9 protein-coding genes are annotated in these 14,197 nt (G+C 66.0%); 4 read left to right on the top strand and 5 right to left on the bottom strand.

The genetic code is table 11. The annotated features are described in order from the left end of the window. Positions 1–67: 67 nt before the first annotated feature. The 3 genes from GGR36_RS13920 to GGR36_RS13910 all read left to right on the top strand — a co-directional run bounded on the left by GGR36_RS13920 (position 68) and on the right by GGR36_RS13910 (position 3,254). A complete protein-coding gene (locus tag GGR36_RS13920) occupies positions 68–385 on the top strand; it encodes a co-chaperone GroES (RefSeq protein ID WP_183635324.1) in 318 nt (105 codons plus the stop codon). Between the two features lie 50 nt (positions 386–435). Further along, entirely contained in the window at positions 436–2,058 is a 1,623-nt protein-coding gene (gene groL, locus GGR36_RS13915; RefSeq protein WP_183635323.1) for a chaperonin GroEL, read from the top strand. Between the two features lie 143 nt (positions 2,059–2,201). Beyond that, on the top strand, positions 2,202–3,254 hold the full coding sequence (locus GGR36_RS13910; protein WP_183635322.1) for a hypothetical protein: 1,053 nt from the start codon (positions 2,202–2,204) through the stop codon (positions 3,252–3,254). 179 nt (positions 3,255–3,433) lie between these two features. On the opposite strand, the gene GGR36_RS13905 is transcribed toward GGR36_RS13910, so the two are convergent. After that, positions 3,434–4,372 (bottom strand): NADP-dependent oxidoreductase, encoded by a 939-nt coding sequence (locus GGR36_RS13905; protein ID WP_183635321.1) that lies wholly within the window; start codon positions 4,370–4,372, stop codon positions 3,434–3,436. A gap of 138 nt (positions 4,373–4,510) precedes the next feature. On the opposite strand from GGR36_RS13905, the gene GGR36_RS13900 reads away from it, so the two are divergent. Beyond that, positions 4,511–5,449, top strand: a complete 939-nt coding sequence (locus tag GGR36_RS13900) for a LysR family transcriptional regulator (protein WP_183635320.1) — start codon at positions 4,511–4,513, stop codon at positions 5,447–5,449. Between the two features lie 153 nt (positions 5,450–5,602). Here GGR36_RS13900 and GGR36_RS13895 read toward each other — a convergent pair whose 3' ends face one another. The 4 genes from GGR36_RS13895 to katG form a co-directional block, all read right to left on the bottom strand. Beyond that, complete coding sequence (locus tag GGR36_RS13895) at positions 5,603–6,430, bottom strand: substrate-binding periplasmic protein (RefSeq protein WP_183635319.1); 828 nt, start codon at positions 6,428–6,430, stop codon at positions 5,603–5,605. A 306-nt stretch (positions 6,431–6,736) separates the two neighbouring features. Beyond that, positions 6,737–8,815 (bottom strand): methyl-accepting chemotaxis protein, encoded by a 2,079-nt coding sequence (locus tag GGR36_RS13890; RefSeq protein WP_183635318.1) that lies wholly within the window; start codon positions 8,813–8,815, stop codon positions 6,737–6,739. A 253-nt stretch (positions 8,816–9,068) separates the two neighbouring features. Then, the gene (locus GGR36_RS13885) at positions 9,069–11,450 is read right to left on the bottom strand and encodes a penicillin-binding protein 1A (RefSeq protein ID WP_338086698.1); all 2,382 of its coding nucleotides are present in this window, start codon (positions 11,448–11,450) and stop codon (positions 9,069–9,071) included. 151 nt (positions 11,451–11,601) lie between these two features. Further along, positions 11,602–13,806, bottom strand: a complete 2,205-nt coding sequence (gene katG, locus GGR36_RS13880) for a catalase/peroxidase HPI (protein WP_183635317.1) — start codon at positions 13,804–13,806, stop codon at positions 11,602–11,604. Between the last annotated feature and the right edge of the window lie 391 nt (positions 13,807–14,197).

Below are 14,197 nucleotides of genomic sequence, written 5' to 3'. Positions count from 1 at the left end.
CAGCTGTGTGCGCACGGGGGCACCGCGCTCATCCGTTTCCGTTATCTGAATCGCACAGGAGATCGATATGCATATCCGTCCTCTGCACGACCGGATCATCGTCAAGCGGGTCGACAAGGCACGCCAGACCGCATCCGGCATCGTCATCCCCGATACGGCCTCTGAAAAGCCCGAACAAGGTGAAGTCCTCGCCGTCGGGCCGGGCAAGCGGCACACCGACGGCAGCCTGCTGGCGCTGCAGGTCAAGGTCGGCGACCTCGTTCTGTTCGGCAAGTACAGCGGCCAGACCGTCAAGCTCGACGATCAGGAATACCTGGTGCTGCGCGAGGAAGACGTGCTCGGCGTGATCGAAGGCGCCGGCGAAGCGAAGCTCAAGGTCGCGTAAGGCGCGAGCGTCCGTACCGTATCCCATTCCATTTTTACAGGAGCCAAGCCATGGCAGCGAAAGAAGTCCGCTTCCACGACAACGCCCGGGAACGTATTGTCACCGGCGTGAACATTCTCGCCAACGCGGTCAAAGTCACCCTCGGCCCGAAGGGCCGCAACGTCTTGCTGGCGCGCAGTTTCGGCGCGCCGCACATCACCAAGGACGGTGTCTCGGTCGCCAAGGAAATCGAACTCAAGGACAAGTTCGAAAATATGGGCGCGCAGATGCTCAAAGAAGTCGCCTCGAAAACGGCCGACGTGGCCGGCGACGGCACCACCACCGCAACGGTGCTGGCCCAGTCGATCGTGCAGGAAGGCATGAAGTACGTCGCCTCGGGCATGAACCCGATGGATCTCAAGCGCGGCATCGACAAGGCCGTGAGCGCGGTGGTCAAAGAGCTGCAAACGCTCTCGCGCCCGGTCACCAACAGCAAGGAGACGGCGCAGGTGGCGGCGCTGTCGGCCAACGCCGACGCTTCGATCGGCCAGATCATCGCCGACGCGATGGACAAGGTCGGCAAGGAAGGCGTGATCACCGTCGAGGACGGCAAGAGCCTTGAGAACGAACTCGAAGTCGTCGAAGGCATGCAGTTCGACCGCGGCTACCTGAGCCCCTACTTCATCAACAACCCCGAGAAACAGACCGCCGTTCTGGATGACCCGCTGATCCTCATCCACGACAAGAAGATCAGCAACATCCGCGACCTGCTGCCGGTGCTCGAAACCGTGGCCAAGGCCGGCAAGCCGTTGCTGATCATCGCCGAGGATATCGAAGGCGAGGCGCTGGCGACGCTGGTGGTCAACAGCATGCGTGGCGTGCTGAAGGTGGCGGCAGTGAAGGCGCCCGGCTTCGGCGACCGCCGCAAGGCCATGCTCGAAGACATCGCAATCCTCACCGGCGGCACCGTCATCTCGGAAGAGACCGGCCGGCAGCTTGAAAAGGCGACCCTGCAGGATCTGGGCCGCGCCAAGCGGGTCGAGATCGAGAAGGAAAACACCACGATCATCGACGGTGCCGGCGCCAAGGCCACGATCGAAGCGCGCGTGAAGACGATCCGCGCCCAGATCGAAAGTGCCACCAGCGACTACGATCGCGAGAAGCTGCAGGAACGGGTCGCCAAGCTCGCCGGCGGCGTGGCGGTGATCCGCGTCGGTGCCGCGACCGAAGTCGAGATGAAGGAGAAGAAGGATCGCGTCGACGACGCATTGCACGCCACTCGTGCGGCGGTGGAAGAGGGCATCGTCGCGGGCGGTGGTGTCGCACTGTTGCGCGCCCGCTCCCGCATCCAGAACCTCAAGGGCGACAACGCCGACCAGGACGCCGGCATCCGCATCGTGCTTCGCGCGCTCGAAGAGCCCCTGCGCGCGATTGCCGCGAACGCCGGCGACGAACCCTCGGTGGTGGTGAACAAGGTGCTCGAAGGCAGCGGTAACTTCGGCTACAACGCGGCCGACGGCAGCTACGGCGATCTGGTCGCGCTCGGCGTCATCGACCCGACCAAGGTCACCCGCTCAGCGCTGCAGAACGCCGCCTCGGTCGCCAGCCTGATCCTCACCACCGACGCCACGGTCGCCGAAGCGCCGCAGGAAGCCAAACCGGCCACCCCCGCGCACGCCGACATGGATTACTGATCCGCCCGCGTTCCATAGAAAAAGCCCGCTTCGGCGGGCTTTTTTTGCTGGCCGTCATTGAATGCCAGGTGGATGGTCGGCACAATGCGCCGCATGCCTCCCATCCCGCATTGCGGCACTGCCGCGCAAGTCCTCGTGCCCCGGTGCATCGCAAGGGTGACGCTGCGTCTGGCGATACGCGTACCCACATGCCGATGCACTTCGCGCTGATCGTCGCGAGGCAGCCGGGCGAAGCCGGCTTCTCGCTGGACGATGCCCTCGCGCCCTTCGCGTTGCACCCGAAGTCGGCGCGCTACCGCACGTTCCAGGACAAGTCCGAACTGCTGCGCTTCGAGTACGAGCATGGCTCCGTGGACCCGATCCTGTGGTTCACGCGCGAGGTGATCGAGCCGCACGCCGCCTTGATCAGCACTGAAACCGAGCCGTGCGATCGACCCCGCGACGGGGGCGCAGCGCCGACACGCCTGACCCCGCTGAAGGAGCTGTACCTGAGCTTCGAGGACTTCGTGCTCGAACAGGGCTACAGCCCGGACGCGCTGAAGGCGGGCCGCATTGGCTACTGGCACAACCCGAATGCCAGGTGGAGCGAGTGGCAGATCGGTGGCCGTTGGTGTGGTTTCTTCAAGGTCAAGGCCGGATTCGAGCATGCGACCCGGCTCGGTGCGCCGCTGCGCTACGACGACCCGCCGCCGGTCGGCTATGCGGACGTGTTGCTGAAGAAGCATTGGGATCTCGACGCGCAGCGCGATCAGAACGCGCAGGCCGCCCGGCAACGCTACGCTGCATTCACGCATGCGCAGCGGTGCGCACCGGGCGCAGGCAATGCCTCGGCAGAGCGGGTGCGCTCTGGCGGCGTGATTGCGATCGAGCGCGTAGCGGGCGAGCCGCTCGCACCGTGCGCGGCAGCCTGCACCTTGCCGGAGACCGGTGAAGCCCATGCCTACCCTGCCGTGACCCGACAGACGCTGGCGCGTTTCGCCGGCGACGAAGAGGGGCTCGTCGCCTATGTGCGGCAGAACACTGCCATGCCGTTCGCACTGCTGCTCGACGGCCAGTGGTTCGCCGAGGCCGACCCGTGGCGCCGCGATGCCAACCGCGCGCGCATGAACCCGGCCGACTGGGTGCGGATCGCGAGCGAGATGCTCGCCGCGCTGCCGGACGACACGGAACTGTTCGCCGTCGACTGCTACCGCTAACCGGCGGGTGTCGGCCGTGAGGGCATGAGCCCGCCAACTGGCGGGCTCATGCTTTGTCGCGCCGTGGCGCGCCCTTCATCGGACCATCACTCGCAATCTGCGGCGTATCCGCGACGCAGCCCCCGTGGGGGCGCTGGCGTAGCGACCGCGTTCGTTCTGCGTCTGCCAGCGGGGCAGGATCAGCTCACCTGGATCACGATCTTGCCGCGTGCCCGCCCGCTTTCGCTGCGGGCGTGTGCCGCCGCCACGTCCTTCAACGCGAACACGCTGTCGATCACCACGCGCAGCTTGCCGTTGTCGGCCAGTTGTGCGATCTGCTCGAGCTGCGTGCTGCTCGGTTGCACGAAGCAGAACAGCGGGGTGACACCGTGTTGCGCGGCGAGGCTGGCCTCGACGGCGCCAACGATGGTCACGATGCGGCCACCCTTGCGCAACGTGGCGAGCGACCCGGTCTGGATCTCGCCGCCAAGGGTGTCAAACACCACGTCGAGATCGCGCAGGCTGGCGAAATCCTGCTGGGTATAGTCGATGACTTCGTCGGCCCCGAGCGACTTCACCAGTTCGATATTGGCCGTTGACGTGGTGGTGATCACATGGGCGCCGCGCTGCTTTGCGAACTGGATCGCGAAGTTGCCGACACCGCCCGCACCGGCATGGATCAGCACGCGCTCGCCGGCTTGCAACTGCGCGTGGTCGAACAGCGATTGCCAGGCCGTCAGCGCGGTCAGCGGCACTGCAGCGGCTTGCTGCCAGGTGAGAGAAGCGGGCTTGCGGGCGATTTCCGACGCGCGCACGGCAATGTATTCGGCGTAGCTGCCGTTGCGCGCGATATCCGGTCGCGCATACACCGCGTCACCCACCTGCCAGCCGGTCACTTGTGCGCCAAGGGCAACAATTTCGCCAGCGAAGTCCCAGCCGAGCGTCAGCGGCATGGCATGCGGCAACACCGCCTTCAGGTAGCCCTCGCGGATCTTCCAGTCCACCGGGTTCACGCTGGCGGCATGAATGCGGACGAGCACATCGTCCGGCCCCGGCTGCGGCATCGGGACTTGTTCTACGGAAAGCACTTCCGGGCCGCCATAGTTGTGGATGACGGCGGCGAGATGGCTTGTGTTCATGGCGGACTCCAGATTCGGTTGAATTCGACAGGGGCTCAGATTAGCCGGCTTGCCCGCGCTTGATTAGCCACCGCCGAAGCACTAGATTGTTTCCTGTACGGAACCAATTGCCTGCTTGAAAACGCGCCGAAGCAACCCATGTCCATCCCCTTTGAACGCATTCCAGGCCTCTTGCTGTTCGCCCGTGTCGCCCGCAGCGGCAGCTTTTCCAGTGCGGCAACCGCGCTTGGGCTCAGCCGTTCGGCGGTCAGCAAGCAAGTGGCCGCTGTCGAGGCACAGATCGGCGGCCGGCTGATCCAGCGGACCACCCGCTCACTGGAACTGACCGAACTCGGCGAAGCGGTGCTGGCCGAGGCCGAGCGCATCGAAGCCGCACTGGAAGCGATCGACGACCTTGGCGCTGCCCACGCGCAGGAAGTGCGCGGCAAGCTGCGCGTGAGCAGTTCCACCGCAGCCGGGCGCGAACTGCTGGTGCCCCTGCTGCCGGAGTTTCACCGCCGCTACCCGGCGCTGGAACTGGAGCTGGGTCTGGAGGATCGCTTCGTCGATCTGGTGGCCGAGCGGGTGGATGTCGCGATCCGCATCGGCCACCTGCCGGATTCATCACTGGTGGCGCGCCGCCTCGGCGAGCTGACCTGGGCACTGGTGGCCAGCCCCGACTACCTCGCCCGTCGCGGCACGCCGGCGCGCCCCGAAGATCTCGCCGCACATGACTGCCTGTGCTACGGCAACGCGAAATTCCGCCAGGACACCTGGGGCTTCGTGGCAGACGGTGAACCGCGCCGCTTTCCGGTGCGCGGCGCACTCGTCATCAACGACGCCAGCGCGCTGGTCGACGCCGCGATCCGCGGCATGGGCGTACTGCTGATAGACCGCGCACTGGTGCAGCAACCGATAGAAGCCGGCCTGCTGCGCCCGCTGCTCCCCGACTACCCGCCAACACAAGGTGTGCCGGTGTACGTCGTCTACCCGGATCGCAGCCACCTCCCGGCCCGCACGCAAGCCTTCGTCGACTTCCTGCTCGAGCGCTTCGCGCCGCTGCTGGCGGCGACAGGGGATGCGGCACTTGCGCAGTAGGTTTCGCAGCACCCGGCTGCGGGGGCGCGTCGCCGCATAAACCGCGCAGCCGGGGCGCCCCGGCGCCCCATCCGGCGTAAGCCGTTCGGTCAAACACGGCGCGGGTAATGGCCCACGCACCCGCCGCGGTGACTGGCTATCGGCGGCTGTGCGTCACTTGCAGCCCAGCGTTTCCTTCGACGCACGGCAAGGGATGTAGCGCTCGATGATGCGAACGTAGCTGCCGTCTTCGAGCATCGTCTCTATCGCCCGATTGAAGCGGGTCACGAAGTCCGGATCGATCGTCGCTTTGCTCAGGGCCACCATCGACGCCTCGTTGGAGACGACCACCGAACTTTTCGCGATCGCCTGGTCCAGGCCCAGTTCGTGAATCTCGATGCGCCCGGTAGTCTCGTCTGCGATCAGGCCATCGATGCGATCTGCGGCGATCATGCGCCACGCGCCGCGCCGGTCTGAAATGAAGGTGACCTTCCGTGCAAAGGCCTCGTTGGCCATCAGCGTGTCGTAGTCGGGCCCATACGACACCTTGATTTGCGCGCCGAGCCGGAAGTCGGTCGACAGCAGGTCTTTCAGCGCCGCGATCTGGAAACGCTTGCTCGCAGCGGTGCCGATGAACAGCACATTGGGCGAGCGGTTCACCGCTCGCGAAAAGTAGGCGAAGCGCTCCCGTTCGGCCGTTTTCAGTGCGCCGGGCAGGATGTCGAGCCGCCCGGCCTCCAGCTCCACCAGCGCCCGCGCCCAGGGCATTTCGACAAACTGCGTCTTGCACTCAAGCCGCTCAAGCGCTTCCTGAACGAGGTCGGCGTAGATGCCCCGGATCGATCCGTCCTTGCTACGAAAAGTGTAGGGCGCGTCGTCCTTCCAGCGAACGCTCTTCTCGCAGATCGCCGCATCCGCCATGCCTGCGACCGAAGCCAGCAACAGGGCACACAGCGCCATGCGCGTGCGCGTGAATCGTCGTTGCGCAGAAACGATTGCCATACGCTAAAACCCCAGCTCGGCGTCCAGACGGCCACCATGGCGCCTCACGGTAGAACGGACAGCGAACGGCGCGATGCCCGCGCGTTCAAGGCCGCCATCACTATCACGCCTCGCCCTGCGACGGTCAATCGTCGGGCAAACGGATGGCGCCAGCGCGCGCGGGTTCGTGCCGTCCCGTCAATCGAGATGCACCGAATCCGCTGCGGCCTTTTCACCTTCCTTGCCTGGTCGCCCCTGCTTGTCGACCGTCCAATCGAAGTTGCGCCGCAGCAGTACGGCGTGCGCCGTGACCTGACGCCACGCGGTTCAGGCGATGCGGAACTGCTCGGTCAGCGCGTGGGTTTGGGCCGCGAGTTGCTCGAGGTGGCGGGCCGACTCGGCCACCAGCGTGGCGGCGGTGCTGCCGGTCTCGGCATTGCGGGCAACGAATTCGACCTGCTTGGTGATTTCGCGTGCGGCAGCCGCCTGTTCCCGCAGGGCGTGGCTGATGTCGTTGACCGCGGCGAGCACGCGCTGCGAACCGTCGAGGATGCCGGTGATGGACTGGCCTGCCTGCCGGGCAAGGTCCACGCCGCTGGCGGCCTGGGTGACGCTGCTGTTCATCTCCTGCACGGCGCGCTCGGTGCATTGCTGGATCTGGCTGATCATGCCGCCGATTTCACCGGTGGCCTTGCCGGTGCGCTCGGCCAGCTTGCGCACTTCGTCGGCCACCACGGCGAAACCGCGGCCCTGTTCGCCGGCACGGGCCGCTTCGATGGCGGCGTTGAGCGCGAGCAGGTTGGTCTGGTCCGACACCTCGCGGATCACGCCGACGATGCCGGAGATCTGGCGCGAGAGCTGTTCGAGTTCACCGATGCTGCCCGCGGCGGTGTTGATGGCGGCAGCGATGCGTTGCATTTCGCTGCTGGCCTCGCCGATCACCCTGCCGCCTTCGCTCGAGCTCTCGGAAGCTTCCTGCGTGGCGCCAGAGGCAAGATTGGCGCGATCCTCCACCATGTCGATCGATACCGACAGCTCCTCAACTGCGGCTGCCATGCCCGAAGCGGTGCTGGACTGGGACTGCGACACCTCGGCGCTGCGCCCGGCCGCCGCAGCGAGTTCCGATGAAGCCTGGTTGAGCGCTTCGGCGTTCTGGCGGATCGTGGCGATGAGCTCGTGCAACGAATTACGCATGATCGCCACGTCGCTGATCATTTCGCCCAGCTCGTCGTTGCTGCCGGGCGGTAGCGTGGCGGTCAGGTTGCCGCGTGCGATGGCGCGAGTGGCGTGGCGGGCGGCATGCAGGTTGCGCAGGATGTGGCGCTGGTTGGCGAGCGCGATCGCAAGCGTGAGGCCGCCACCCAGTACGATCAGCGCAATCGCGCGGACCATGCTGCTGGTGAAGCTGCGCTTGCTGGCTTCGTATGATTCGGTCGATGCGCTGACCTGGAAGGTCTTGAGGCGATCGATCGAGTCCTCCTGCACCATGCGCTGCGCCTGCAGATCCTCGTGGATGGTCTTGCGCGCGGCGTCAATGCTGCCGGCCTCGATCTGGCCCATGCCCTGCTCGATCAGCGCCCACATCGCGTCGCGCTGGGTAAGGTGGGCATCGGCCAGCGGCTTTTCGTCCGGTGTGACATCCGTCGCGAGGTAGCTCTGCCAGGCCTTGGCGATGCCGGCCTTGTTCTCGTTGATGGCGGCGCGGTGCCTTGCAAGCGCAGCCTTGTCGGCAGCCTCCTGCTCGGCGAGCAGCAGGTCGATCAGGCTCATCTGGTTCAGGTCGTTGATCTCCGCCAGCCGGTCGATCGGCACGAGCCTGTCTTCGTAGATGGTGGCAAGCGCATTGTTCGCGTGGCGCAGGTCGAACAGGCCGTCGCCGGCAACCACGGCAATCGTGAGCAGCGGAATCAGCACCATCAGCCACAGTCGTGAGGCGACACGCATGCCCGGCAGGCGCAGCCGGCTGCGACGCGTTCGCACCTGACCCTGGCTGAGGCGGATGCCGGGGTCCCCACGCATGCGGGCGTAAAGCGCTTCGGCTGCGGCGACCTCCTCGCGGCTGGGCCGGGTGCGTACCGATGAGTAGCCGCTGTCGTCCGGCAGCGGGGCAACCGAGGCCCGCACCCAGTAATGGTCGCCATTCTTGCGTCGGTTCTTGACCATGCCGGACCACGGGCGGCCCTTCTTCAGCGTGGCCCACAGATCGCGGAAGGCTTCTATCGGCATGTCCGGATGCCGAACGAGGTTGTGCGGCGCCCCGATCAGCTCCTCGCGGGTAAAGCCGGCGGCCTCGACAAACTCTTCATTGCAGGCGGTGATCTGCCCCTTGCGATCGGTGCGCGAAATGATCGCAGCGCCATCGTGCAACAGGTACTCGGTCTGGGTGACGGGCTGGTTGTTGCGCATTGGCGGCCTCGCTGACGAAGGGATGTCCTGCACTGCGTTGTAGATCAACGACATCCGATTCCAAGGACTTGAATGTCACCTGCGTGACACAGCGGGTGTTAGTCATGCGCCGAGCAAGCGCCCACGGCGACTTCGCGCCAGCGGTTCGGCCCGCAGCGGATGTGATCGGGCCACACGGCATGCACGGAGCGGCCAGATTCGCGCAACAAGGGGGATTCCTGCCGGCGCCCGCGTATTCCCGGCGTCTCCGGCGTCAGACCGGTGGGGAACTCGACGTCGCAGGCGGCACGCTTTTCTCCGGTGCCGGTGCCGATGATGTCGCGGGGGGGGTCGGTGCGCTCAAGGGGGCGTCCGGTTCCTGCAGGGCCGGCAGCTCGGCCGCGGATTCTGATGCGGGGGCCGAGGCTTCGGTTGCCGGCGGCTCACTCTGTGCGGCGACGGGTTCGGTTGCGCGTGGGCGGGGCGCCGAGGCCTCCGTCGTAGGCGCTTCGCCGAACAGCGATTGGTACCACGCGTGCAGGCGGCCGCTGAGGGTGGCGTCCTGCGCGCGCACGAAACGGGCGTTGCTGTCGATCAGGCGGGCGTTCTGCGCGCGTGAGAAGAAGTCGCCGACCATCGGCAGCGCGCTGTGCGCGCCCTGGCCCCAGTAGTTGCTGCGCAGCGTGATGCGGGCGTCGTTGAAGCCGACCCACGCGCCCGCCACGAGTTGTGGGTGCATCAGGATGAACCAGCCGTCGGTGTTGTCCTGCGTGGTGCCGGTTTTGCCGGCAAGGTCACCACGCACGCCGAAGCGGCCGCGGATGGCACTGCCGGTGCCGCGCTGCACGACACCCCGCATCGCGTCGAGCAGGGTGTCTTCAGCCTCTGCGGAAATTGCGCGCTCCGGGTCCGCCGGGCGGAATTCCTCCAGTACTTCGCCCTTGCGGTTCTCGATGCGCAGCACCATGGCCGGTGCGAGGTAGTGGCCGGCGTTCGCGATGGTGGCGTAAGCGCTGACCATTTCGTACAGCGTCACCGGGCTGGTTCCGAGCGCCAGCGAGGGCACCTCGTCGAGCTTGCTTTCGCGCACGCCCATCGCGCGCGCGAGCTTGGCGACGCGCGCTGGGCCTACCTGTTGCATCACCTGTGCGGTGATGCGGTTGCGCGATAGCGCGAGTGCGGTGGCGAGCGTCATCGGCTCGCCGCTCGGCGGCTCAGCGTCGTCCGGTTCCCACACCTCGCCACCGGGCAGCGGTATCTGCACCGGGGCGTCGACGAAGGTGTCGTCCGGCTTGGCGCCACGCTCGAAGGCGGCGCCGTAGACGAAGGGCTTGAAGGTGGAGCCCGGTTGGCGACGCGCCTGGCGCACATGATCGAAAGCGTCGACCGAGAAATCGCGACTGCCAACCCATGCGAGGATCGCGCCGCTGCGTGGATCGATTGCGAGGAAGCCGGCTTCGATACGTGTCTTCTCCTCACGCAGCTGCCGCATGAAGTCGGTGTCGCGCAGCAGCCGCTTGAGGGCCTCGTCCGCCGATTCGCCTGCAGCGGTGGCCGCTGCGAACGCAGCGCTGTCACGCACCAGCGCTTCGACCGTGCGATTGCCGGCACGCCATTGGCCGCCCCAGGCGCTGTTGGCAATACCCTGCAGGGCGCGCGTGCGTTGCTCCACTGCGCGCGCTGCAAAACCCTGCAGGCGCGAATCAATTGTGGTGCGCACCACCAACCCATCGGTGTAGATGTTGTAGTCGTGCTGGTCGGCCCAGTCGATCAGCCAGCGCTTCAACTGCACGGTGAAGTGGGGCGCGTCGCCCGGTTCAGCCGACTGGCGTTCGAAATCCAGCCTCAGCGGCCGCTTCGCCAGCGCTTCGTAACGCTCGGCGGAGAGCTTGTCCTGCTTCGCCATCAGCGCCAGCACCACGTTGCGCCGCTCGCGCGCACGGTCCGGGTTCAGCACCGGGTTGTAGTAGCTGGTGCCCTTCAACATGCCGATCAGCGTCGCGCTCTCGGATATATCCAGCGCGCGCGCCGGCTTGCCGAAGTAGGTGCGCGCCGCCATGTCGATGCCGTAGGCGTTGTAGAGGAAGGGCACCGTGTTGAGGTAGGTCTCGAGGATTTGCTGCTTCGAATACAGCGCCTCGATCTTCAGCGCGGTGATCGCTTCCTTGATCTTGCGGGTGATGTTCTGGCGGCGGCCGATTTCTTCCGGGAACAGGTTGCGCGCCAACTGCTGCGTGATCGTGGAGCCGCCCTGCGTGTCGCCTTGCAAGGTTGCCAGCGTCGCCCCGACCAGGCGGCGAAAGTCGATGCCGTGGTGGTCATAGAAACGCTTGTCCTCGGTTGCGATCAAGGCATCGATCACCCGCGGCGAAATCGCATCCAAGGGCACCCAGTCGCGGTTGCCGCGCTTGAACTCGGCAAGCGGCTTGCCGTCGGCGGTCAGCACCTGCGTCGGCGCTTCCTCGCGCGCCTTGCGGATATCCGAGATCCCTGGCGTAAAGGGAATCAGAACGATCACCCACGTGAGCAAGAGCGCAGGTGGCGTTGCCAGTGCGATCAGGATGTCGCGGCGCCGCGGATGGTGCAGTCGTTGCCACAGCGCGAGGAGCGCAGTCTTGATCGAAGGCCAGAGCGTCGGCGGCAGGGGTCGGGGCACGAAGTCTTGGTGAGCGGTCGGGGGATCGAGATTATGCGCGTAGGCCAGCCGCAGTGGCCGATCCGTACCAAAGGCCGTTGGGCTGCCGGAAACGGAGAAGCCCGCCGGGAAGCGGGCTTCTTGTGGATGATGCGAAGCCGCGTATTGGGGCCTACTTCAGATCAAACCGATCCAGGTCCATCACCTTCACCCACGCGGTGACGAAGTCGCGTACGAACTTCCCGCTCGCATCGCTTTGCGCATACACCTCGGCCAGCGCGCGCAGCTGCGAGTTGGAGCCGAACACCAGATCCACCCGGGTGCCGGTCCATTTCACGGCGCCGGTACGGCGGTCGCGGCCTTCGAAGCGCTGGGCGGTGTCATCCACCGGGTGCCACACCGTGCCCATGTCGAGCAGGTGGGTGAAGAAGTCGTTGGTGAGCTGGCCGGGGCGCTGTGTGAACACGCCGTCCTTCGATCCGCCGTAGTTCGCGCCGAGCGCGCGCAGGCCACCGACGAGCACCGTCATCTCGGGTGCGGAGAGTGTGAGCAGCTGCGCCTTGTCGACCAGCAACTCCTCGGCCGGCACGCGGTACTGCGCCTTCTGGTAGTTGCGGAAGCCATCGGCCTGCGGCTCCAGCGGTTCGAAGGATGCGGCGTCGGTCTGCGCTTCGGTGGCGTCCATGCGGCCGGGTGCGAAGGGCACTTCGATCTCCTGGCCGGCGGCCTTCGCGGCGGTTTCCACCGCGGCAGAACCTGCGAGCACGATCAGGTCGGCGAGCGATACCTTCTTGCCGCCCGTGGCCTGCGCGTTGAAGTCGCGCTGAACGCCTTCGAGCACGCCAAGTACCTTCGCCAGCTGTGCCGGCTGGTTCGCTTCCCAATCCTTCTGTGGCGCGAGGCGGATACGCGCACCGTTCGCGCCGCCGCGCTTGTCGGAGCCACGGAAGCTCGCCGCCGACGACCAGGCGGTGTAGACCAGCTCCGCCGTAGTCAGGCCCGAGGCGAGGATCTTTGCCTTCAAGGCGGCCACATCGGCGGCATCGATCAGCGGGTGATCCACCGTCGGAATCGGGTCTTGCCAGATCAGGTCTTCCGCCGGTACTTCCGGGCCAAGGTAACGATCCTTCGGGCCCATGTCGCGGTGGGTGAGCTTGAACCAGGCGCGGGCGAAGGCGTCGGCGAATGCGGCCGGGTCCTGGTGGAAGCGGCGCGAGATCTTTTCGTAGATCGGGTCGAAGCGCAGCGAAAGGTCGGCCGTGGTCATCATCGGCGGATGCTTCTTCGACGGGTCATGCGCATCCGGAATCATGTGCTCCGGCTTGCAGTTTTTCGCCACCCACTGGTGTGCGCCGGCCGGGCTCTTCGTGAGTTCCCACTCGTAGCCGAAGAGCATGTCGAAGTAGCCGTTGTCCCAGGTGGTGGGGTTGGGCTTCCAGGCACCCTCGATACCGCTGGTGGTGGTATGCACGCCTTTGCCGGTGCCGAGCTGGTTGATCCAGCCAAAGCCCTGCGCTTCAATCGGCGCGGCTTCCGGGGCGGGGCCGACCAGCGCCGGGTCACCCGCGCCGTGCGCCTTGCCGAAGGTGTGGCCACCGGCGACCAGTGCCACGGTTTCCTCATCGTTCATTGCCATGCGGGCGAAGGTCTCGCGCACGTCGCGGCCGCTCGCCACCGGGTCCGGCTTGCCGTCCGGCCCTTCCGGGTTCACATAGATCAGGCCCATCTGCACCGCGGCCAACGGTTTGGCCAGTTCGCGATTGCCGGAGTAACGGCTGTTGGGCTTGTCCGAAGTGGCGAGCCATTCCTTCTCCGCGCCCCAGTAGATGTCCTCTTCCGGCTGCCAGATGTCGGCGCGGCCGCCGCCGAAGCCGAAGGTCTTGAAGCCCATCGATTCGAGCGCGACGTTGCCGGCGAGGATCATCAGATCCGCCCAGGAGATGGCGTTGCCGTACTTCTGCTTGATCGGCCACAGCAGCCGGCGCGCCTTGTCGAGGTTGCCGTTATCCGGCCAGCTGTTGATCGGCGCGAAGCGCTGGTTGCCGGTGCCCGCACCACCGCGGCCGTCTGCCGTGCGGTAGGTGCCGGCGCTATGCCAGGCCATGCGGATCATCAGACCGCCGTAGTGGCCCCAGTCGGCTGGCCACCAGTCCTGCGAGTCGGTCATCAGCGCCTTGAGATCGGCCTTCAGCGCCGCGTAGTCGATCTTCCTGAACGCCTCGGCGTAGTCGAAGCCCGCGTCCATCGGATTCGAGGCCGGCGCGTGCTGGTGCAGGATCGAAAGGTTCAACTGGTTCGGCCACCAGTCGCGGTTCGATTGGCGTGCCGGGGTGGTACGGGAGCCGTGGCCGAAGGGGCATTTCTGTTCGCTGCTCATGGTCGCTGTCTCCGTGTAAGCCGATGAGTGGGTCTGGCTTTGAAGCGTAGATGCCAGCCGGGGGCCGATCCATTGAAATACGACGATGATTCCGATTAGAGAATGCTATTGCCTCTTGGTGACGTGATAGGGCAGAGGCTGTGGCGCGCCCGCGGCGCCCGCGAGAATGCTGTCTCGAAAGCCCCGGATGCCGGCCTGTGTCTTGAGCCGGGCCGCGGCTTTCGCGTACTGGCGCGCTGCATCGTCGAGTGCATCCGCGGCAAAGGTTTCAACGAAAGGTCTGGTCGATTGCGGCAAATCAGTTTCAAACGCCCCGATGACCTGCCCATAATGCTTGGAAAGGGCACCTGTTCCAGTACGGCAGGTGACCTTTAGCCCAGAAGCGTGCTTC

Source organism: Niveibacterium umoris, from assembly GCF_014197015.1.
Taxonomy (GTDB): domain Bacteria; phylum Pseudomonadota; class Gammaproteobacteria; order Burkholderiales; family Rhodocyclaceae; genus Niveibacterium; species Niveibacterium umoris.
Note: the sequence above shows the minus strand (reverse complement) of the source record. Positions and strands in the feature narration are given on the sequence as shown.

What these genes read in the sequence shown, in the direction of transcription:
- GGR36_RS13920 (WP_183635324.1), top strand. Translation starts at nt 68, where the DNA reads ATGCATATCCGTCCTCTGCACGACCGGATCATCGTCAAGCGGGTCGAC.
- groL (WP_183635323.1), top strand. Translation starts at nt 436, where the DNA reads ATGGCAGCGAAAGAAGTCCGCTTCCACGACAACGCCCGGGAACGTATT.
- GGR36_RS13905 (WP_183635321.1), bottom strand. Translation starts at nt 4,372, where the DNA reads ATGAACACAAGCCATCTCGCCGCCGTCATCCACAACTATGGCGGCCCG.
- GGR36_RS13900 (WP_183635320.1), top strand. Translation starts at nt 4,511, where the DNA reads ATGTCCATCCCCTTTGAACGCATTCCAGGCCTCTTGCTGTTCGCCCGT.
- GGR36_RS13895 (WP_183635319.1), bottom strand. Translation starts at nt 6,430, where the DNA reads ATGGCAATCGTTTCTGCGCAACGACGATTCACGCGCACGCGCATGGCG.
- GGR36_RS13890 (WP_183635318.1), bottom strand. Translation starts at nt 8,815, where the DNA reads ATGCGCAACAACCAGCCCGTCACCCAGACCGAGTACCTGTTGCACGAT.
- katG (WP_183635317.1), bottom strand. Translation starts at nt 13,806, where the DNA reads ATGAGCAGCGAACAGAAATGCCCCTTCGGCCACGGCTCCCGTACCACC.